The organism is Guyparkeria hydrothermalis (assembly GCF_023555385.1).
Taxonomy (GTDB): domain Bacteria; phylum Pseudomonadota; class Gammaproteobacteria; order Halothiobacillales; family Halothiobacillaceae; genus Guyparkeria; species Guyparkeria hydrothermalis_A.
This window is the reverse complement of the sequence record NZ_JAJSED010000001.1, coordinates 2,328,295-2,349,103: the sequence shown is the minus strand read 5'-3', so window position 1 is coordinate 2,349,103 and position 20,809 is coordinate 2,328,295. Positions and strand designations below refer to the sequence as shown.

Here is a 20,809-nt window from a genome sequence, read left to right as displayed (position 1 = left end):
TGAATCGCCGCCGATGCGGCCAAGCCCTCGCAAAATCCAGAAAATCATCCCGGCCATCGCCGCCCCCGGTTAGTCCGATCAACGCAGAGAAAAATCCTCGTGCGCCAGTGTCAGATTCGGGTTGTAGGCCGGGTCGTTGTCGAGTGCCCTGCCCCAGCGTGCCCGCATGGTGGCGACTTCCCGCTCGAAGCGGCGACGCTTTTCCGGCGTATCGCGCCCGCCGCGGGAAACGGACTCGTGGTGGTAGGCCTCGGCGTAGGGTGTCCACAGGTTGCGGTAGCCGGCCTCACGGACCTTCAGCGAGAAATCGACGTCGTTGTACGCCACGGGCAAATTTTCCTCGTCCAGCCCACCCACTTCGTCGAATACCGATCGGCGCACGAGTAGGCAGGCGGCGGTGACCGCCGAAACGTTGTGTGCCAGCTTCAATCGCGAGAAGTACCCGGGATGGTCACCCGGGAAATGCTTGTGACCGTGGCCCGCCACCCCGCCGATGCCGAGAATCACCCCGGCATGCTGAATCCGCCCGTTCGGGTAATAGAGCTTCGCCCCGACACAGCCGATCTCCGGGCGGCACGCCTGCCGGACCATCTCGTCCAGCCAGTCGGCGTTGATCGGTTCGATGTCGTTGTTGACCAGCCCGACCAGCGTGCCCCTGGCCTGCGCGACGGCATAGTTGTTGATCGCCGAGAAGTTGAACGGACGGCGCCATTCCAGCACCCGCACGCGCGGATCGCGCTTGAGATCGTCGAGATAGGCGAGCGTCTCCGGGCATCGTGACTCGTTGTCGACGATCAGCACTTCCAGGTTTTGGTAGTCGGTCCGCTCGAGAATGGCATCGACGCAGGGCCGCAAGATATCCACCCCGTCCCGCGTCGGGATGATCAGGCTGACCAGAGGCGGCGGGTCCGGAAGCGGCCAATGCACCCGGTAGGCATGGGGCACCTCGCTTGGCTCGGCAGACGCTCCCGGCACTGCCTCGGCAAGATAATCGGCAACAGCACGCACAGCGGGGCTGCCGATACGGTCCTCGCCATTCGCCGAACGGTGATACAGCACCCGGGGAATATGATGGATCTGCTCGGGGGCCAAACCATGCGTGAAACGCAAAAGCAGGTCATGTTCCCAGCCCCCGTCGACCAGCTCACGAAATCCGCCCATGGCCAGCAGCCGATCCCGTCGGTAGACACATAGGCGGGAGACGTAGTTGTGCGCCAGGGCGAGATCCGGGTTCCAGTCCGGCTTGAAATGCGGATCGACGCGCTCACCGTCTGCCGTCAGACGATCTTCGTCGGAATACAGCAACTGCAATTCAGGTGTGTCCCGAACCACCTGCGCCACGGCCATCAAGGCGCCCGGCGCCAAGCAGTCCCGGGCCCCCAGCAAGGCGACGTAATCGCCGGAAAGTCCGGACACACCCCGGTTCATCACCGTGGGCAGGTCTTCTCCCCGCGCCCACGGCATGGATGAGATACGCGAATCCTGCCCACTCACCTCCGCCAACTCCCGCTGAATATCGGCGGGGGCATCGGCAGGCATCAAGACGCAAAGCTCCCAATCCGAGAACGATTGCGACCGCAACGAATCCAGCGTTTCCTGAATACTCCTTGGACTCGCGTCGACCAGCGGCATCAGGAAGGAGAAACGCACGTCGGGCACGGGTCGCCCGCTGCCTTCGGTCGTCACAGGATCAGGCGGCAGGCGCCGTTCCGACTCGAATCGAAGCCAGGAGGAATACTCCTCGGTGGGGGGGAGGGAATGGCAAGTCCGCTCGTAACGGCGCCACGCCGACTCACGCGCCCGGCGGGAACCCAACCACGAAAGCCAGATGCGCAGGCACGCCAGCCGCGAAAGCCCGCGGAAGTCTCGGTCAAGCTGGCGAAGGCGCGACCAGAGCCCCGACCAGGCAGCGAAACGACTCACCCGGCGGAAACTACTCCACGTATCGCCCGCGGCATCGGACGACAGGACCGTCAAACGACAACCCGAGCCGAGCGCATCGCCCGGCACCAACCGACGGGTGTCCCGTCCCGGGCGGGCCCGCAACCGGGATACGACTCCGGTCGCCGGGCAGCGCAGTTCAAGCTCGACGGGTACCGCGTTGTAGTTGTGACACTCCCACCGATACCAGCCCGCACGTCCCACTCCCACGGCCGCCGCGCCATCCACGACGGACATCGACTGTTCATCCATCATGATGTCGCGAAAGTCCCAATAAAAATGGCGCCGAAGGCCGGCACAAACCAGGCCACTCAAACGGTCCCGCTATTTCGATGCCGCGCAGTCCGGTTTGTTCCCCTATCTGTCCTCACTCTCAATGGGGTGAACGCCCAACAAGCAGACCCTGCTACTGGATCTTGGCACTCTTCGCCAAGTTGTGGCGGGCACATAGCAACTGAACGTTCTCGGCCTTCAAGGATGTGCCTCCTTTGGAGTACGGGACGATGTGATCGAAGTGAAGCTCGTCAGTCGCGCCACACTCCACACACTTACCTCCGTCACGCTTCCAAACTTCCAGTTTCACCGCACTCGGAATCACTCGCCGGCGTGGCTGCTGATTTGAGTGATGTGACGGCAATTCCGCAGCCAGATCCTCATGTTCAGCCTCAACGGCCAGCAGCTTGAACTTAAAAACCTGCCGATGCCCGTCATGCTCTTTCCAAGAATCAACCAGTTGGAAATAGCCGTTATCAGACCAAATACCCTTCTTGATCTTCTCGTAAACACGGACCATATCCGGCGGCTTCAAGCCATTCTTGTACTCCTGAGCAGCTTGATGAAACTTCCCATTCTCCGTCAGTCGCCCTGACGGAAGCGTTTCTGGCTGATCAAGTAATTTGGGATACACAGACCCAGCAGAAGCGGGTGCATCATGGCCTTCGTAGACAAGAACAGAACCACCCTCTTCCAGCCGATCTTGGTAGGGCGCGTTTGCGCGGACCGACATCAGAACGACCGAATGCCGACCTCGGATCCGAAAGTTCATGCCACGCTGCAGACTCATGCCCTCACGCGAACACATCTCGAAATATGAAATAACGTTGTCGTGCATTGCCGCTGTCCCTAGGGGGCTAGTGAATTAGGGACAGTCTACGTGCCGCGACTAGGAAGCCGCGAGCGGGGAAGATCAAGTTAAATCTGGCGCCCAAGGCAGGATTCGAACCTGCGACCTACCGCTTAGGAGGCGGTTGCTCTATCCAGCTGAGCTACATGGGCAGTCGGAAGGAAGCGGGATGGTAACACGCGCGCCGAACCGCCCTCCAGACCGCCTCTGCACGAGTCGATCGCGTCTCCGCGGGACCGACAAAGGGTTAGTTGCGAGCCTCGCTCGACGGCCCTGTCACTCGTTCTCGCGGTGCAGTTCCAGGGTCGGGCCTTCGTTCGTCCACTTGATGGTCACGACGATCGGCTGGCAGCAAACGCTGCAGTCCTCGACGAAGGTCTGCTCCCCGGCACTGGTGTCGATCGAGAAGTCGACCGGCTCGCCGCAGTAGGGGCAGACGGCACTGGCTTCGATGAGTGGTTCCATGGCGGGCCTCCCGGGAACGACGCAGGACACTCCCCTGCCCCTCGAACATAGGGAAGCCCTGCGAAAATAGCCAACCTGTCTGCCGCATATGTGCCGGGCAAACAAAAAGCGCGCCCGGAATGCTCCGAACGCGCCTTGTCATGTTTCGTCGCACGGCCCCGGCCGTGGAGCGATTAACCCATCTGGCGGATCAGCTCCTCGCCGAAGGCCTTGCAGCCGACCTGGTTGGGCTTGTCCATCAGGCGGGCAAGATCGCCGGTGACGTTGCCGCTGGCGATCGCGCCTTCCATCGCCTTGCTGACGGCGTCGGCCGCCTCGGTCCAGCCGAGGTGGCGCAACATCATCTCGGCCGAGAGGATGACCGACGACGGGTTGGCCAGGTCCTTGCCGGCGATGTCCGGCGCGGTGCCGTGGGTGGCCTCGAACATGGCGACGGTGTCGGAGAGGTTCGCGCCCGGCGCGATGCCGATGCCGCCGACCTGAGCGGCCAGCGCATCCGAGACGTAGTCACCGTTGAGGTTCAGAGTGGCGACCACGTCGTACTCTTCCGGCACCAGCAGGATCTGCTGCAGGAAGGCATCGGCGATCGAGTCCTTGATGACGATGTCGCGACCGGTGTTCGGGTTCTTGAACTTCATCCACGGGCCACCGTCGAGCGGCTCGGCACCGAACTCCTCCTTGGCGAGCTCGTAGCCCCAGTTCTTGAAGGCGCCCTCGGTGAATTTCATGATGTTGCCCTTGTGCACCAGGGTGACCGAATCGCGGTCGTTGGCGATCGCGTACTCGATCGCGCGGCGCACCAGCCGCTTGGTGCCGTCCTCGGAGACCGGCTTGACGCCGATGCCCGAGCTCTCCGGGAAGCGGATGTTCTCGACACCCATCTCGTTCTGCAGGAAGTCGACCACCTTCTTCACTTCCGGGGTGCCGGCGGCCCACTCGATGCCGGCGTAGATGTCCTCGGAGTTCTCGCGGAAGATGACCATGTCCGTCTTCTCCGGGTGCTTGACCGGGCTCGGCGTGCCGGTGAAGTAGCGCACCGGGCGCAGGCAGACGTACAGGTCGAGCTTCTGGCGCAGGGCGACGTTCAGCGAGCGAAAGCCGCCGCCGACCGGCGTGGTCAGCGGGCCCTTGATGGAGACGACGTAGTCGCGGATCGCCTCCATGGTCTCGGCGGGCAGGCCGCTGCCGTCCGGGTAGACCTCGGTGGATTTCTCGCCGGCGTAGACCTCCATCCACGAGATCTGGCGCTTGCCGTCGTAGGCCTTCTCGACGGCGGCGTCGATGACCTTTTTCATGACCGGCGTGACGTCGATGCCGATGCCGTCACCCTCGATGAACGGAATGATCGGCCGCGCCGGCACGTTCAGCTTGCCGTCGGCATCAACCGTGATCTTGTCGCCTTCGGGGATGGTGATCTTCTCGAAGCTCATGCGCTCTCTCCTAGATTTGATTCGTGAGTAACGGCCGACACTAATCCGGCCGTAGGGGAGGTCTGCGTGAATCCGATGCCTCTCTGCGGGTCTTGAGGCGGACAGATGCAAGGCGACCGTCCGCCGTGGAAGGGTCCCTCCCTTTCCAAGGACGGCAACGCAGCAGATGTCCGCCTCAAGGCTCGCCCTTCGGGGCCTGGCCAGAGGGGTATTGGATTCACGCAGACCTTCCCTTGGATGCGGCGCATTATACCGATTCCGTCCCGCCCACCGAGGCACAGCGGCAGGCCGCATGCGACGGGCATTCCCACCCTCGAACGGGCGGTGAAATTTTTTTGCTTCCCACCTCTTGAAATCACCGGGACCGCTCCTACTATTGGCACTCGAGTCGGGCGAGTGCTAACAGCGTCCCGGCGAGACCAAACTTGTCGAAATCCCTTTTTCTGTGTCAACGCATGGAGTAACCGCATGAAAATCCGTCCTTTGCATGATCGTGTGCTGGTAAAGCGCGAAGAAGAAGAACGCAAGACCGCCGCTGGCATCGTCCTGCCGGACTCGGCCACCGAGAAGCCCAACCGTGGCGAAATCGTCGCTGCCGGCCCGGGCAAGTCCAATGAGAAGGGCGAAGTCCGCCAGATTGGTGTGAAGGTCGGCGACAAGGTGCTGTTCAGCCAGTACGCCGGCACCAAGGTCAAGGTCGAAGACGAAGAACTGCTGATGATGGGCGAAGACGACATCCTCGCCGTCATCGAAGACTAATCCCCGGGAAAGACCCAACCCTTTCCACCGGAACCGATTAATCCAAGGAGCATATCGAGTATGTCTGCCAAAGAAGTTCGCTTTTCTACCAGCGCCCGCGATCGCATGCTGCGTGGCGTCAACACCCTGGCCGACGCGGTCAAGGTCACCCTGGGCCCGAAGGGTCGTAACGTCGTTATCGAGAAGAGCTTCGGTGCGCCGGCCGTAACCAAGGACGGCGTCTCCGTCGCCCGCGAGATCGAGCTCGAGGACAAGTTCGAGAACATGGGCGCGCAGATGGTCAAGGAAGTCTCTTCCCAGACCGCCGACGTCGCCGGTGACGGCACCACCACCGCGACCGTACTGGCCGCCGCCATCGTGCGCGAAGGCGTGAAGGCCGTCGCCGCGGGCATGAACCCGATGGACCTCAAGCGCGGCATCGACCGTGCCGTCGAGGCAGCGGTTACCGAGCTCAAGCAGCTCTCCAAGCCGTGCACCGACAACAAGGCGATCGCCCAGGTTGCCACCATCTCCGCGAACTCCGACAAGAAGGTCGGCGAGATCATCGCCGAAGCCATGGAGCGCGTGGGCAAGGACGGCGTCATTACCGTCGAGGAAGGCTCGGGCTTCGAGGACGAGCTGGACGTGGTCGAGGGCATGCAGTTCGACCGTGGCTACCTCTCCCCCTACTTCGTCAACAACCAGAAGCAGATGCTGGTCGAGCTCGAGGATCCGTACATCCTCATGCACGACAAGAAGATCTCGAACATCCGTGATCTGCTGCCGGCACTGGAAGGCGCGGCCAAGGCCAACAAGCCGCTGCTGATCATCGCCGAGGACATCGAGGGCGAAGCCCTGGCCACGCTGGTCATCAACGCCATGCGCGGCATCGTCAAGGTCGCGGCCGTCAAGGCACCGGGCTTCGGTGACCGCCGCAAGGCCATGCTGCAGGATCTGGCCATCGTCACCGGCGGCCAGGTGATCTCCGACGAAGTCGGCCTGACGCTCGAGAAGGCGACCATGGAAGACATGGGTACCGCCAAGCGCGTCGTGGTCTCCAAGGAGAACACCACGATCATCAACGGCTCGGGCACCAAGGAAGACATCGACGATCGGGTTTCGCAGATCCGCACCCAGATCGAGAACACTTCTTCCGACTACGACAAGGAGAAGCTCCAGGAGCGCATCGCGAAGCTGGCCGGCGGCGTTGCCGTCATCAAGGTCGGTGCCGCAACCGAAGTCGAGATGAAGGAGAAGAAGGACCGTGTCGACGACGCGCTGCACGCAACCCGTGCCGCCGTCGAGGAAGGCATCGTCCCGGGTGGCGGCGTCGCCCTGATCCGCGCGCTGACCAGCCTCGGCGAGCTCAAGGGCGAGAACGTCGACCAGCAGACCGGTATCTCCATCGCCCTGCGCGCCATGGAAGATCCGCTGCGCTTCATCGTCTCCAACTCCGGTGGCGAGCCGTCGGTCGTCGTCCAGGGCGTACGCCAGGGCTCCGGCAACTACGGCTACAACGCCTCCAACGGCGAGTACGGCGACATGGTCGAGATGGGCATCCTGGACCCGACCAAGGTCACCCGCTCTGCCCTGCAGAACGCCGCATCCGTTGCCGGCCTGATGATCACCACCGAGTGCATGATCGCCGAGATCCCGAGCAAGGACGATGGCGGTGCCCCGCCGGCCGACATGAGCGGCATGGGCGGCATGCCCGGCATGATGTAAGAAACGGGCGACTCGTCCGGCCAAACCGGCCGGACATCGCACCAGGAAACCCCGCCTCGGCGGGGTTTTTTTGTGCCCGACCAGCACCTGGGAACGAAAAAGCCCGCCGGACCACCAGGGCCGCGACGGGCTCGATCGAGTCGAGAGCAGCGGGATTATTCGTCCATGCCGCCCATTTCGTCTTTTTCCATCTCGTCATCCTTTTCCATCTCGTCGCCGCTCATGTCGTCCTTGCCCATCTCGTCATGGCCCATCCCGTCGCCCATTTCCTCGCCGGACATCTCGTCGCCACCCATCTCGTCATGGCCCATGGCGTCTTTTTCACCGTCCTCGTGAGACATCGCCAGCGTGGCGTAAACGTCCTTCTGCATGGAATCGGCCGCGATGGCGGCGCTGCCCATGGTCATCAGGCCGGCACAGATCATCGTTACAGTCATCGTCTTCATGGGAATACCCTCATGTCGATTGCTCAATAGCGCATGGCGGGACTGCCATGCCTCAGCGCAGTCGAGCCGGATGCTCAGCTGCCGCCGAACCAGTTGTAGCCCCGGTCCTCCCAGTAGCCGCCGGGGTACGTGTTGGTGACGAAGAGCGCCTCGACGTGCTTGGGGTTCTTGTAGCCAAGCTTGGTCGGCATGCGCAGCTTCAGGGGAAAGCCGTAGCGGGCGGGCAGCGTTTCCCCGTCGAATGTCAGTGCCAGCAGCGTCTGCGGATGGAGCGCGGTCGGCATATCGATGCTGGTGTAATAGCCGTCGGCACAGCGAAACCCCACGTATTTGGCCTCGACATCGGCGCCGATGCGGCGAAGAAAGTCCGAGAAGCGCACCCCACCCCACTTGCCGATCGCGCTCCAGCCCTCGACGCAGATCAGCCGAGTCACCTGGTCGGTCTGCGGCAGATCGCGCAGCTGGGCCAGTGACCACGGCCGCTGATCGGCGACCCGGCCGCCGACCTGCAGACGGAAGCGCTCGCCGTCGACCCGCGGCACCTTGTCCAGACGATAGTAGGCATTGAAGGGAAATGGTCGGGTGATCATCGACTCGGGATAGGTGGGTGCGAGCTGCTCGGGGTCGAACAACCAGGCCTGGACGCGGTCGTTGAAGCGCGAGACCTGTAGCAGGGCCTTTTCCACCAGCGGCTCGTCGCTGATCGAACACCCGCCGACCAGCGGCATCGCACCCAGTGCCAGCGAGCCACGCAGGAAGCGCCGCCGGTCCGGTTTTGCCGGCCCGATGTCTATCGGGCGCATTCGCCTCTCTCGATCGTTCATGCCGGCCCTCCCCTCATCGACCACGGATCATGCGCCACAACGAACTCGGCACCAGCAGCGCCATCGCCACGTGAATCACCACGAAACCGACCAGCGCGGCCATGGTGAAGAAGTGGACGTAACGCGCCGCCTCGTAGCCGCCCATCAGTTCACGCAGCAGCGGGAACTGCACCGACTTCCACAGCACCAGGCCGGAAACCACGAGCAGCACCAGATCGAGAATCACGAACAGGTAGGCCGCCCGCTGCACCGAGTTGTAGTGCCGCGGGTCGGCATGCGAGAGCCGACCGTGAAAGGCGGCCTTCAGATCGGCCACGAATCCGCGCGGCGAGAGCGGAAAAAAGCGCCACCACAGCCGGCCGGTACCGACGTTGACCGCGAGATAGATCAGGCCGTTGGCCACCAGCAGCCACATGGCCGCGAAGTGCCAGAGGATCGCACCGGCGAGCCAGCCGCCAAGCGTGATCTCGTCGGGAAAGCGAAAGTCGAACAGCGGCGAGGCGTTGTAGATCCGCCAACCGCTCATCACCATCAGCACCACCGCCAGGGCGTTGAGCCAATGCGTCAGTCGCAGCCACAAGGGGTGCACCGGCGACATGCCGTCACCGGACCTGCCACGCCGAAACCTGCTGGTCATGACGGACTGCGAATCCATGGACTGCCTCCTGGAAAGGCGAAGGTCGAACAACCGACCTGCATCACGATAGGCATATCCATCCATTCGCCGCGGGACGCTCCTCGGTTACAACCGCGATCGAATTCGCAGGGCGACCATCATTCGGCGCGCTTACAATCAATGCTGTAACCACATCCATGGTCCGGACGAATGACAGGGCATGGTGGGCAAGAGATGAGCGAGGAAGAGCTGCGGGGGCGGTTGCTGGACGGACTGTCCGGGGACAGCCGTGCCTATCACGCCTTCCTCCAGGCCACCAGCGACCTGCTACGGCGCTATTTCCGCCGCCGACTGGGCAGCCTGCCGGACGAGGTGGAGGACCTGGTGCAGGAATCGCTGCTGGCGATCCACGACAAGCGCCAGACCTACGATCCGGCCCTGCCGGTCACCGCCTGGCTGTACGCGATCGCCCGCTACAAGCTCGCCGACCTGCTGCGTCGACGGAAACGGCGTGAACAGCGCACCGATTCGCTCGATCAGGCGGCCATCCGGGAGCCGCGTGCCCCCGAACACGACGAGATGGCGGGCCGGGATCTCGAGCACCTGCTCTCCCTGCTGCCAAAACGCCAGCAACTGTCGATCCGGCACACCAAGCTGGAAGGTCTGTCGGTAATGGAAACCGCACAACGCACCGGCATGTCGGAATCGGCGGTCAAGGTCGGCGTCCACCGCGGACTCAAGACACTGGCCAGACTCATTCGGGGGGACACATGAAGACCGAGCAACTCGTATCCGTACTCGCCGCCGGCGAGGTGGCCGTGCCGCGTCGCGCGCTACCGAACCGGCTGGCCATGGCCACCGCCACCGGCCTCCTCGCAAGCTTGGCCCTGATGCTCGGGCTGCTCGGAATCCGCCCGGACCTGTCCCAGGCCGCCGCGGCGCCGATGTTCTGGATCAAGATCGGCTTTGCCGGCCTGCTAGCGGTGGCGGGACTGGCGGCGACGTTGCGCCTGGGCCACCCGGGCCTGCGGCTGGGTCGGCTGCCGACGTCCGCCGCTGCCGTTCCTGTGCTGCTCCTGTGGATGCTGGCCATCGCCTCGCTCAGCCAGGCGGCACCGTCTCAACGCGCCACTCTGCTGATGGGCGAGACCTGGAGTAGCTGCGCCTTCCTGATCGCCCTGCTGTCCGCGCCGCTGCTGGCGAGCTCCCTGTGGGCGATGCGAGGCATGGCACCCACCCGTCTGCGGCTGGCCGGTGCCGCGGCCGGACTGTTCGCCGGATCGCTGGCCGCGCTAGTCTATTCGGTGCATTGCCCGGAGATGAGCGCTCCCTTCATCGCCACGTGGTATCTGCTCGGCATACTGATCCCGACCGGCATGGGTGCCTGGTTCGGTCCGCGTCTGCTGCGCTGGTGACCTGAACGCCGAGCCATATCCCCAACGAAAAAAACCCCGCCATCAGGCGGGGTTTTCGTATGCGCAGGCTCGATTGGGGCAGTCAGTGTCCCTTGCCCTGCAACCTGTCCATCACGGCGTAGAGCACACCGGAGACGACAAAGGTCAGGTGGATACCGACCATCCAGGCCATGTCCCGATCGCTGAGGTTCTCGACGTTCATGAACGATTTCAGCAGCTCGATACCCGAGATGGCGACGATCGAGCCGATCACCTTGATCTTTAGATCGGTGAAGCCGATATGCCCCATCCATTCGGGTCGATCATGATGGCTGTGCAGATCCTCCATCTTCGAGACGAAGTTCTCGTAACCCGAAAAGATGATGATGATCAGCAGGTTCATGATCAGCGCCACGTCCACCAGCGTCAGCACGCCGATGATGATCTCGGACTCGCTCAGGCTGAAAGCGTGGCTGAGCAGATGCCAGAGCTCGGAGCCGAACTTGACCAGGAGGATCAGCATCGCGCCGACCAGGCCCAGGTAGACCGGCGCCATGATCCAGCGGCTGCCGAACAGAAAGTGCTCGAAATAGTGCTCGGCGTTGCTCGAACGCCGCTCGGGAGGATTGGGGGTTTCCGATTCCACGGTGGACCTCGATTCAGACATCAGACGGGCGATATCCCGCTGGCCGCTCGCGACGGGGCGGGCGCACGGGGCCGCTTATCCTACCACCGCGCCAGACAGGCGTCCGGCGCGAGATAGGACGGCGCAATATCTTCCAGGCGGGTGGGTTCGCGCTGACAGTCCGGCTCACAGGTATTGGGCCGCTGCAGTGAGGCGAGGTTGTCGCGGCTGAACGGCTTACCCGGCAACCACTCCATCACGCGCGCCTGCAGACGGGCGAGCCAGCCGGGCAGGCCGATCACCCAGCGCGGGTGACCGCTGGTCGATGCGGCATAGCTGACCAGTTCGCCGAGCGAGTAGTCGTGCGGACCGCAGAGATCGTAACTTTCGCCAAAGGTGGCCGGGTCGTTGATCGCCTCGACGTAGCGACGGGCGACGTCGCCGACGTAGACCGGCGAGAAGCGCGCGCCCGCGCAGGCCAGCGGGAAGATGCCCGGCATGAGCTTCGCCAGCCCGGCAAAGCGATTGAGAAAGGAGTCGCCCGGTCCGAAGATCACCGACGGGCGGAAGCTGGTGACCGCGATGTCGTGCTTGCGACCGAAACGGTGCACCCAGTTCTCTGCCTTGCCCTTGGTGCGCTGGTAGTGGCTGGCGCCGTTCTCCTCGTCGGCACCCAGCGCGCTCATGTGCAGGTAACGGGGCACGCCGGCGTCGGCGGCCGCTCGCAGCGCCGCCTTGGTGAGCTTGATATGGACGCGTTTGAAGCCCTGGCCATCGTTGCCGCGCTCGTTGAGGATGCCGACCAGGTTGACCAGGAGATCGGCGCCATCGAGCAACTCGGCCAGCCCGGGGGCCTCGCGATGCGTGGCCAGGTCCGACTGCGCCACCGACTTCATGTCGACCAGCACGACGCTCGGCCACAACCCCATGTCCTTGTGACGTGCCGCGAAACGGCTAGGCACGACGACTTCCCAGCCGGCTTCCGACAGCAAGCGCACGATCCGGCGGCCGACGAAACCGGTTCCTCCCAGGACGACCGCGCGGCGCTGCCCCCGCGGGTCGGTAATCCCACCAACGGCGTGTGATTCGTCCATAACGTCCCTGACAGTCCGACTGCCGAAAATGAGCGGACCGGTAGAGTACACTCGACCCCGCGGACAGACATAGCCTTACCCCACCACGGCAAGATCATGCACTTGCCCGGCAACGTCACGAGATGCCATGACAGCAAGCGACCACCCCGACTCCACCGGGACGCAATCCACGGACACGCTGGCCACGGACACATTGGTTGTCGGCGCCGGTGCCAGCGGACTGGCTACCGCCTATGCCCTGGCGCGCGAGGGCAAGCGAGTCACCGTCCTCGAGGCAGGCGACCAGCCCGGCGGCAACATCCGCAGCCACCGCGACGACCAGTGGCAGATTGAGATCGGTCCGAACACGCTGATGGTCAAGCAGCCGCTGTTCGAGCTGCTCGAAGAACTGGATCTGGCCGAAACGGCCATCTTCGCCGGCGAGGCCGGCCGCAAGCGCTACGTCGCCCAGGGCAAGCAGTTGATCGCCCTGCCGAGCAACCCGCTGGCCGCACCGTTCAACCCGCTCGTCGGGCCGGGCACCCTGCTTCGCCTGATGCGCGAACCCTGGGTCCGCCGCGCCGCCCACGAGGAAAGCCTGGCCGACTTCGTCCAGCGCCGTCTCGGCCGTAACGTGCTCGAGAACCTGGTCGATCCGTTCGTCTCGGGCGTCTATGCCGGCGATCCCGCCCGGCTCTCCGTGCAGGCCGCCATGCCGAAACTTGCCGCCATGGAGCGCGAGCACGGTTCACTGATCCGCGGCGGCTTCGCTGCCATGAAACACGCCCGGCAGCAGCGGCGCGACGGCACCGACTCGCTGCCACCGGCGTGGCGAGGCAAGCTGCTGAGTTTTCCCGACGGCATCCAGACCCTGACCGACCGACTTGCCGAGCGCATCACGGCGTCGCCCGGCGGCGAGATTGTCTGCGGCCGGCGGATCGAGACCGTGACCGGCGGTGACGGTGGCTGGCGGGTGACCGATGCCGAGGGACAGCAATGGCAGGCCCGCCATCTGGTGCTCGCCACGCCGGCACACGTCAGCGCCGAGTTGCTGCGCCCGGTCGACCCGCTGCTTGCCGAACCACTCGACGAGATCGTCTACCCGCCGGTCGCCTCGGTGGCGCTGGGCTTCCCCACCGGCATGCTGGCCCACCCGCTGGACGGCTTCGGTGTACTCCTGCCGCGCAATCAGAAACGCCGCACCCTCGGCGCCCTGTTCTCCTCGACCCTGTTCCCCCACCGCGCGCCGACGGGACACAAGTTGATCACCGCCTTCATCGGCGGACGGCAGGACCCCGAGGCGGTGGACATGACGGATGCGGAGCTGGTGCGCCAGGTGACTCGGGACCTGGGCGACCTGCTCGGCATCGAGGGCGAGCCGGTCTGGCAACGCGTCAGCCGCTGGCCGAAGGCGATCCCGCAGTACGAACTGGGCCACCTGGCGCGCATCGAACGACTCGATCAGGCATTGGCCGCCCATTCGCAGCTGTCGCTGATCGGCAACTGGCGGGACGGCATTGCCGTAGGCGATTGTCTGGAGAACGGCCGAGCGCTGGGCGAACGCCTGCTGGCCGACGACTGAGGCTCAGTCGCGATCGTCGTGGTCGAGATGCCTTGAGGAGTGGGAATCGCGGCGGGAGACGTCATCCGGATCGGCATCGTAGACGTTGCCGTCCCCTCCCGGGCCACCGGGGCCGAACGGGCCGCGCCCCGGGCCGAAACCGCCCCGCTCCACCACGACCTGCTGCAGTCGACCGGCGAGCCAGGCCCCGAAGGCCAGGCGTCGCAGGAACGGGGTGACCAGCACCAGACCCAGCACGTCGGTCATCGGCCCGGGCAACAGCAGCATCAGGCCACCGACGAAGTTGGCCGCCACGCCGAGGCTGTCGATCTCGCCACGACCGGTGCTCGCCATCTCCCGCTGGGCACGGGCCATGGCATTGGGTCCCGCGGTGCGCATCAGCCATGCGCCCCACACCCCGGTGGCCACGATCCACAGCAGAGTGGTCAGAAAGCCCATGGCAGCGCCCATCGCGATCAGCAGGACCAGCTCGACCAGCGGCAGAAACAGAATGAATCCGGACAGTTTTCGCATGGCGACTCGTGCTCAGAATGTATTTGTTTGCCGACTAACGATTGGAACGCTAGTCTCTCGACGGAACCAAACGACGTGTGACCGTCACCAACGGCCCTCACGCCTTCGACTTAACCCGTCCGACTGACAGTAATGACGATCGAGCAAAGCACAATAGCACTGGTGATCACGACGCTGGACGACCCCCGGGCCGCCGACGATTTCAGCGCCCGGCTGCTGGCCGACGGCCTGGTGGCATGCGTCAATGTCGTCGGTCCGGTCCGCTCGGCCTATCACTGGCAGGGCGAGCTGTGTCGTGACGAGGAATACCAACTCCACATGAAAACCAGTCCCGAGCGCATCGAGGATCTCAAGGACGCGATCGAGCGCTACCACCCGTACGACTGCCCCGAGGTGGTCATCCTGTCGGCCGAAAGCAGCCAGTCCTACTCAGAATGGGTTCAACAATGCGTCCAAACCGCTCACTGACCGTCAACCCGGCGCGCCTCGGCGCCCTCCTGTTCGCGGCATTTGCCCTGTTTTGGCAGACCGCGGTCATGGCCGAGCCCGAACTGCTCTCCGGCGAGGAGGCATTCGGCGTCGAGGCTGCCTACGACGACGGCGACATCCGTCTCGATTTCGAGGTCACCGACGGCTACTACCTCTACCAGGACAAGCTTAAGGTCGGCGACAGCAAGGGCATCTCGCTGGGCAAGCCGGAACTGCCCGAGGCCGTCATCGACGACGACCCCGTCTTCGGCAAGACCCCGGTCTACAAGGAAGACTTCTCCGCGCGGGTGCCGGTCACGCAGGGCAGCGGCGAGGCGCTCATCACGGTCGACTACCAGGGCTGCTCCGATATCCACGGTGTCTGCTACCCGCCGGAAACCCGCGAGCTGACCGTGCAGTTGCCGGACGAGGCGCCGGCCGCATCGGAGCCGGAATCCGACGGTGCCTCGCAAGGCGCCTCGAGCCGTGACGGCGGCATCAGCCTCGGCAGCTTCGGTCTGGGTGGCAGCGACGAGCCGATGGACCCTGAGGAGGCGTTCCGCCCCGAGGTCACCGCCGACGGCGACTCGGTGTTCGTCCGCTTCGACATCGTCCCCGAGTACTACCTCTACCGCGGCCGGCTCAAGGCGACTACCAGCGACGGGGCAACGCTCGAGGGCGCCGAGCTGGCCGAGGGCGAGCGCAAGGACGATCCCAACTTCGGCACCGTGTGGGTCTTCCACGACCAGCTCGACACCCGCCTGAGCATCGACGCCGACTCGCCGTACACGTTGGTGATCGGCTATCAGGGCTGCGCGGACATGGGGCTGTGCTACCCGCCGATGGAAAAGGCCTGGCGCATCGATCCGGCCGAAGGCACCGCCGAGCGCCTCGACGAGGTGCCGGACGATCTCGGTGAACCGACCAACGTCAAGGAGCTGCCGGCCCTCGACGACACGACCAGCGACGAGAGCCCGTCGAGCACCGGCACCACGCCGCCGCCCGCCGCCTCGACGCCGGCGGCAGGCGGCTCGGAGACCGACCTGATCACGCAGCGGCTGGTCGAGGGCACTCCCTGGGCGATCGTGCTGGGCTTCCTGGTCTTCGGCCTGCTGCTCGCCTTCACGCCCTGCGTGTTCCCGATGATCCCGATCCTCTCGGGCATCATCGCCGGTCAGGGCGAGCACATCACCACGCGCAAGGCCTTCGTGCTGTCGCTGGTGTACGTGCTGGCCATGGCGGTGACCTACACCGTGGCCGGGGTGCTCGCCGGGGTGTTCGGCGCCAACCTGCAGGCGGCCTTCCAGAACCCCTGGGTGCTGTCGAGCTTCGCGGTGCTGTTCGTCCTGCTCGCCCTGTCGATGTTCGGCTTCTATGAGCTGCAGCTGCCCTCGTCGATCCAGTCGCGCATCATGCAGGCACAGAACCGCCAGCAGGGCGGCACGCTCACTGGCGTGGCGGTGATGGGCTTCCTGTCGGCACTGATCGTCGGCCCCTGCATGGCGCCGCCGCTGGCCGGCGCGCTGATCTACATCGGCCAGACCGGCGATGCGGTGATCGGCGGTCTGGCGCTGTTCGCGCTGTCGATCGGCATGGGGCTACCCCTGATCCTCGTAGGCACGGTCGGCGGCAAGTACCTGCCCAAGGCCGGCAGCTGGATGGATGCCGTCAAGGCGGTCTTCGGCGTCCTGCTGCTGGGCGTGGCGATCTGGATGCTCGAACGCTTCCTGCCGATCACCGTCACCCAGATGATGTGGGCGGTACTGCTGATCGCCTCCGCGGTCTATATGGGCGCGACCGAGTCGCTGAAGGAGGCGGCTTCCGGCTGGCGCCGTCTGTGGAAAGCGCTGGGTGTGGTCCTGCTGCTGTGGGGCGCCCTGATCCTGATCGGGGTCGCCGGTGGCGGCAAGGGCACCGTATTCGCTCCGCTCGCGGGGCTGTCGGTGGGCGGGGGCGCGAACGCGCCGGACGAACTGACCTTCCGCCAGATCGACAACGAGGCCGAGCTCGACGAGGCCCTGGCCCAGGCCAAGGCCGCCGGCCAGCCGGTGATGCTCGACTTCTACGCCGACTGGTGCGTGTCCTGCAAGGAGATGGAGCACAACACCTTCAGCGATCCGGACGTGATCGAGGCACTGGACGGCTTTCTCGTCCTGCAGGCCGACGTGACGGCCAACAATCAGGAGCACAAGGCCCTGCTGAAGCGATTCGACCTCTACGGGCCGCCGGGCATCATCTTCTGGGACGCCCAGGGCGAGCGGGTCCGCGAGCACTGGGTGGTGGGCTATCAGCCGCCGGAGGAATTCCTCACCCACGTGCGAGGGGTGAGCCAGCGCTAGCCCCCGACGCCCCGCCCCGTGCGGGGCGTTCTTCGTTTGGGGGAGCCGATGACCCACCTATTCTCGCGCCGCGGTGGCGGCCGGTAATCGGCGAGATCCCCACGCAGACCACAAAAGCACAAGTTCGTGAAAAATCGGCCAATCGGCGGCGATTGGCAAAAAAACGCGCAGGAAAACGTGACTTAACCGCTTCCAGCCGGCACAATGCCGGAAAATCAACGGTCCAGCCGGGACATGGTCGTCCCGACCGGCGATAAGCAGCGAGTTCCCATGAAACGGATCCTGGTACTCAACGGCCCCAACCTCAATCGTCTCGGCAGCCGCGAGCCGGAGCGCTACGGCCGGCTGACGCTCGCCGACATCGGCACGCGGCTTGACGAGGCCGCTCACGGCCGTGGTGTTTCCCTGGAGCACTTCCAGAGCAACCACGAGGGCGAGGCCATCGACCGGCTGCATCGCGCCGCCGACGAGGGGCTAGACGGGGTGCTGATCAATCCCGGCGCCTGGACCCACACCAGCATCGCGTTGCGCGATGCCCTGCTCGCGATCGATCGGCCATTCGTCGAGATCCATCTATCCAACATTCACGCCCGCGAGGCGTTCCGACAGCACTCCTATTTCTCGGACATCGCCGTCGGCAGCATCGTCGGGCTGGGCGCACTGGGCTACGAACTCGGCCTGACCGCCCTGATTGAACACCTGGACGCCGCGTCCGTCTGATAGACACGAAAAACGCAAGAGACACACCATGGATATCCGCAAGGTAAAGAAGCTGATTGAGCTGCTCGAGGAATCGGGCGTCGCCGAGATCGAGATCAAGGAAGGCGAAGAGTCGGTGCGCATCTCGCGCAATTCCCAGCAGCCGCCCCAGCAACCGGCGATGATGCCGGCTGCGGCCCCGCAGGCACCAGCCGCACCAGTCGCGGCCGCGGAGACGGGTGGCGAGGCACCGGCAGAGCCCGCTGGCGAAACCATCAACTCGCCGATGGTCGGCACCTTCTACCGGGCGTCCTCCCCCGAAGCCAGCCCGTTCGTCGAAGTCGGCACCACGGTGAAGAAGGGCGACACGCTCTGCATCATCGAAGCGATGAAAATGTTCAACCAGATCGAGGCCGAGGTCGACGGGACCATCAAGTCGATCCTGGTGGAAAACGGCCAGCCGGTGGAATACGACCAGCCGCTGTTCGTGATCGAGTAAGGCACCGCCTGCGCCCGACACGTCCAGCCGCTTTCGTCTTCCCAGGAGTTTCCCCAAGATGCTGAACAAGGTTCTGATCGCCAACCGCGGCGAGATCGCGCTGCGCATCCTGCGCGCCTGCCGTGAACTCGACATCGGCACCGTGGCGGTCCATTCCACCGCCGACCGCGACCTCAAGCACGTGCGCCTCGCCGACGAGTCCGTCTGCATCGGCGGTGCGCGCTCCAACGAGTCCTACCTCAACGTGCCGGCGCTGATCGCCGCCGCCGAGCTGACCGACTCGTCGGCCATCCACCCCGGTTACGGCTTTCTCTCCGAGAACCCCGACTTTGCCGAGCGCGTCGAGGAGTCCGGCTTCATCTTCATCGGCCCCACCGCCGAGTCGATCCGCCTGATGGGCGACAAGGTCACCGCCAAGGAGACCATGCGGGCGGCCGGCGTGCCCTGCGTGCCGGGCTCGGAAGGTGCGCTGTCCGACGACCCGGACGAGAATCACCGTCTGGCGCGCGAGGTCGGCTACCCGGTGATCATCAAGGCGGCCGGCGGCGGTGGCGGGCGCGGCATGCGCGTCGTGCACACCGAGGCCCATCTCCACCACGCCATCGAGATGACCAAGAGCGAGGCGGGCGCGGCCTTCGGTAACCCCGAGGTCTACATGGAGAAGTTCCTCGAGCACCCACGTCACATCGAGGTGCAGATACTCTCCGACGGCCAGGGCAACGCCATTCACCTGGGCGAGCGCGACTGCTCGATGCAGCGCCGCCACCAGAAGGTGATCGAGGAGGCCCCGGCGCCCGGCATCACGCCGGAGCAGCGCGCCCAGATCGGCGCGGTCTGCGTCGAGGCCTGCAAGCGTATGAACTACCGCGGTGCGGGCACCTTCGAGTTCCTGTACGAGAAGGGCGAGTTCTACTTCATCGAGATGAACACCCGTCTGCAGGTCGAGCATCCGGTCACCGAGATGATCACCGGTATCGACCTGGTCAAGGAACAGCTGGCCATCGCCGCCGGCATCCCGCTCACGCTCAGCCAGGACGATGTCGAGTTCCGCGGCCATGCGCTCGAGTGCCGCATCAATGCCGAGGACCCGACGACCTTCGCCCCCAGCCCGGGCAAGATCACCAATCTGCACATCCCGGGCGGACTGGGTGTGCGGGTCGACACGCACGTCTACAACGGCTACTCGGTGCCGCCGTTCTACGACTCGATGATCGGCAAGCTGATCACGCATGCCGGCGACCGCGACGCGACCATCCGTCGCATGCGCGGCGCGCTCGAGGAAATGCTGGTCGACGGCATCAAGACCAATATCCCGCTGCATCGCGACCTGATGGCCGACGCCGGCTTCGTCCAGGGCGGCATGGACATCCACTTCCTGCACAAGCGCCTCGGGATCACCTGATGGCCCAGGAATGGCAGCACCTCTGGCTGGAAGTGCCGCGTGACGACGTCGAAGCGGTCGAGGATGCCCTACTGGCGGCCGGCGCCCTGTCGGTAACACTCGAGGAGCTCGGCGACGAGCCGGTGCTCGAACCGCAACCGGGCGAGTCACCGCTGTGGGCCGAAACCCGCGTGGTGGGCCTGTTCGAGGGCGACGTCTCGCCGGCGACGATCGTCGGCACCCTGCACGGACTACTGCGCCCTGCCCTGCTGGATCGACTTGGCCACTCGGTGTTCGACGAGGAAGACTGGGTGCGGCGCACCCAGGCGGACTTCCAGGCGATGCCCATCGGCGAACGCCTGATGATCGAACCGGCCTGGGACGACAGCGAGTCGACAGGCGACCGCCTGCCGATCCGGCTCGACCCGGGGCTCGCCTTCGGCACCGGCAAGCACGAGACCACTCGCCTGTGCCTCGAATGGCTGGAAACGCAGGATATCGCCGGCCAGCACTGGCTGGATGCCGGCTGCGGCTCGGGCATTCTTGCCATCGCCGCCCTGCGGCTTGGTGCGGGCCAAGTCGACGGCACGGACATCGACCCGCAGGCACTGACGGCCAGTCGTGGTAACGCCGAGCTCAACGACATCGACCCGGCGCGTTTCTCGCTGTATCTGGCCGCCGACTACCCTGCCGACCGGCAGGTCGATGGCCTGCTGGCAAACATCCTCGCACCAACGCTGATCGAACTGGCGCCCATGTTGAGCCGCCATCTCAAGCCGGGTGCGCGCTTCGTCCTGTCGGGCATCCTGACCCATCAGGCCGACGCCGTCGCTGCTGCCTGGCAGGCCGCCGGATGCCGGGTGGACACGTTCGGCGAACTGGGCGACTGGGCTCTGGTGGCCGGTCACCGACCGACCTGAAGCCGAAC

The 20,809-nt window shown here is 64.9% G+C and carries 21 protein-coding genes and 1 tRNA gene; 11 read left to right on the top strand and 11 right to left on the bottom strand.

The features are described from left to right. Positions 1–78: 78 nt before the first annotated feature. The 5 genes from LV476_RS11000 to icd form a co-directional block, all read right to left on the bottom strand. The gene (locus tag LV476_RS11000) at positions 79–2,196 is read right to left on the bottom strand and encodes a glycosyltransferase family 2 protein (RefSeq protein ID WP_250076116.1); all 2,118 of its coding nucleotides are present in this window, start codon (positions 2,194–2,196) and stop codon (positions 79–81) included. Between the two features lie 151 nt (positions 2,197–2,347). Next, on the bottom strand, positions 2,348–3,052 hold the full coding sequence (locus tag LV476_RS10995; RefSeq protein WP_250076114.1) for an HNH endonuclease: 705 nt from the start codon (positions 3,050–3,052) through the stop codon (positions 2,348–2,350). Positions 3,053–3,139: 87 nt separating this feature from the next. Continuing rightward, positions 3,140–3,216, bottom strand: a tRNA-Arg gene (locus LV476_RS10990). A 124-nt stretch (positions 3,217–3,340) separates the two neighbouring features. Beyond that, positions 3,341–3,529 (bottom strand): CPXCG motif-containing cysteine-rich protein, encoded by a 189-nt coding sequence (locus LV476_RS10985; RefSeq protein WP_250076113.1) that lies wholly within the window; start codon positions 3,527–3,529, stop codon positions 3,341–3,343. Positions 3,530–3,702: 173 nt separating this feature from the next. Beyond that, positions 3,703–4,959 (bottom strand): NADP-dependent isocitrate dehydrogenase, encoded by a 1,257-nt coding sequence (gene icd / locus LV476_RS10980; protein WP_250076111.1) that lies wholly within the window; start codon positions 4,957–4,959, stop codon positions 3,703–3,705. Between the two features lie 468 nt (positions 4,960–5,427). On the opposite strand from icd, the gene LV476_RS10975 reads away from it, so the two are divergent. Next, the gene (locus tag LV476_RS10975) at positions 5,428–5,718 is read left to right on the top strand and encodes a co-chaperone GroES (RefSeq protein WP_250076109.1); all 291 of its coding nucleotides are present in this window, start codon (positions 5,428–5,430) and stop codon (positions 5,716–5,718) included. A gap of 60 nt (positions 5,719–5,778) precedes the next feature. Continuing rightward, positions 5,779–7,422 carry a chaperonin GroEL gene (gene groL / locus LV476_RS10970; RefSeq protein WP_250076107.1) on the top strand — a complete coding sequence of 548 codons (1,644 nt, stop codon included), beginning with the start codon at positions 5,779–5,781 and terminating at the stop codon, positions 7,420–7,422. A gap of 155 nt (positions 7,423–7,577) precedes the next feature. Here the strand turns inward: groL and LV476_RS10965 are convergent, their stop codons facing one another. From LV476_RS10965 to LV476_RS10955, 3 genes are all read right to left on the bottom strand, one after another. Beyond that, on the bottom strand, positions 7,578–7,868 hold the full coding sequence (locus LV476_RS10965) for a hypothetical protein (protein WP_250076105.1): 291 nt from the start codon (positions 7,866–7,868) through the stop codon (positions 7,578–7,580). 74 nt (positions 7,869–7,942) lie between these two features. Continuing rightward, positions 7,943–8,692, bottom strand: coding sequence for a molybdopterin-dependent oxidoreductase (locus tag LV476_RS10960; RefSeq protein WP_250076103.1), 750 nt, complete (start codon positions 8,690–8,692; stop codon positions 7,943–7,945). Between the two features lie 13 nt (positions 8,693–8,705). Then, positions 8,706–9,347 (bottom strand): cytochrome b/b6 domain-containing protein, encoded by a 642-nt coding sequence (locus tag LV476_RS10955; protein WP_250076101.1) that lies wholly within the window; start codon positions 9,345–9,347, stop codon positions 8,706–8,708. Positions 9,348–9,542: 195 nt separating this feature from the next. Between LV476_RS10955 and LV476_RS10950 the strand changes: the two genes are divergently transcribed. Together LV476_RS10950 and LV476_RS10945 are read left to right on the top strand one after the other, a co-directional pair. Beyond that, positions 9,543–10,082, top strand: coding sequence for a sigma-70 family RNA polymerase sigma factor (locus LV476_RS10950; protein WP_250076099.1), 540 nt, complete (start codon positions 9,543–9,545; stop codon positions 10,080–10,082). Then, the gene (locus tag LV476_RS10945) at positions 10,079–10,723 is read left to right on the top strand and encodes a DUF1109 domain-containing protein (RefSeq protein WP_250076097.1); all 645 of its coding nucleotides are present in this window, start codon (positions 10,079–10,081) and stop codon (positions 10,721–10,723) included. The genes LV476_RS10950 and LV476_RS10945 overlap by 4 nt, the downstream gene beginning before the upstream one ends. A gap of 82 nt (positions 10,724–10,805) precedes the next feature. Here the strand turns inward: LV476_RS10945 and LV476_RS10940 are convergent, their stop codons facing one another. Both LV476_RS10940 and LV476_RS10935 read right to left on the bottom strand, forming a co-directional pair. Continuing rightward, positions 10,806–11,369 (bottom strand): TIGR00645 family protein, encoded by a 564-nt coding sequence (locus LV476_RS10940; RefSeq protein ID WP_250076095.1) that lies wholly within the window; start codon positions 11,367–11,369, stop codon positions 10,806–10,808. A 59-nt stretch (positions 11,370–11,428) separates the two neighbouring features. After that, positions 11,429–12,421, bottom strand: a complete 993-nt coding sequence (locus LV476_RS10935; protein WP_250076093.1) for a complex I NDUFA9 subunit family protein — start codon at positions 12,419–12,421, stop codon at positions 11,429–11,431. A gap of 127 nt (positions 12,422–12,548) precedes the next feature. Between LV476_RS10935 and hemG the strand changes: the two genes are divergently transcribed. After that, complete coding sequence (gene hemG, locus LV476_RS10930) at positions 12,549–13,982, top strand: protoporphyrinogen oxidase (protein ID WP_250076091.1); 1,434 nt, start codon at positions 12,549–12,551, stop codon at positions 13,980–13,982. Positions 13,983–13,985: 3 nt separating this feature from the next. Here the strand turns inward: hemG and LV476_RS10925 are convergent, their stop codons facing one another. Beyond that, the gene (locus tag LV476_RS10925; protein WP_250076089.1) at positions 13,986–14,495 is read right to left on the bottom strand and encodes an FxsA family protein; all 510 of its coding nucleotides are present in this window, start codon (positions 14,493–14,495) and stop codon (positions 13,986–13,988) included. 132 nt (positions 14,496–14,627) lie between these two features. Here LV476_RS10925 and cutA point away from each other — a divergent pair, with 132 nt between their 5' ends. The 6 genes from cutA to prmA all read left to right on the top strand — a co-directional run bounded on the left by cutA (position 14,628) and on the right by prmA (position 20,801). Further along, positions 14,628–14,963 (top strand): divalent-cation tolerance protein CutA, encoded by a 336-nt coding sequence (gene cutA / locus LV476_RS10920; protein WP_250076087.1) that lies wholly within the window; start codon positions 14,628–14,630, stop codon positions 14,961–14,963. Continuing rightward, entirely contained in the window at positions 14,942–17,302 is a 2,361-nt protein-coding gene (locus LV476_RS10915) for a protein-disulfide reductase DsbD (RefSeq protein ID WP_250076085.1), read from the top strand. Before cutA ends, LV476_RS10915 begins: the two co-directional genes overlap by 22 nt. 270 nt (positions 17,303–17,572) lie before the next feature. Beyond that, on the top strand, positions 17,573–18,022 hold the full coding sequence (gene aroQ / locus LV476_RS10910) for a type II 3-dehydroquinate dehydratase (RefSeq protein WP_250076083.1): 450 nt from the start codon (positions 17,573–17,575) through the stop codon (positions 18,020–18,022). Positions 18,023–18,050: 28 nt separating this feature from the next. Next, complete coding sequence (accB, locus tag LV476_RS10905) at positions 18,051–18,500, top strand: acetyl-CoA carboxylase biotin carboxyl carrier protein (protein WP_250076081.1); 450 nt, start codon at positions 18,051–18,053, stop codon at positions 18,498–18,500. A gap of 58 nt (positions 18,501–18,558) precedes the next feature. Beyond that, positions 18,559–19,902 carry an acetyl-CoA carboxylase biotin carboxylase subunit gene (gene accC / locus LV476_RS10900; protein ID WP_250076080.1) on the top strand — a complete coding sequence of 448 codons (1,344 nt, stop codon included), beginning with the start codon at positions 18,559–18,561 and terminating at the stop codon, positions 19,900–19,902. Then, the gene (prmA, locus tag LV476_RS10895; protein ID WP_250076077.1) at positions 19,902–20,801 is read left to right on the top strand and encodes a 50S ribosomal protein L11 methyltransferase; all 900 of its coding nucleotides are present in this window, start codon (positions 19,902–19,904) and stop codon (positions 20,799–20,801) included. Before accC ends, prmA begins: the two co-directional genes overlap by 1 nt. Positions 20,802–20,809: the final 8 nt, after the last annotated feature.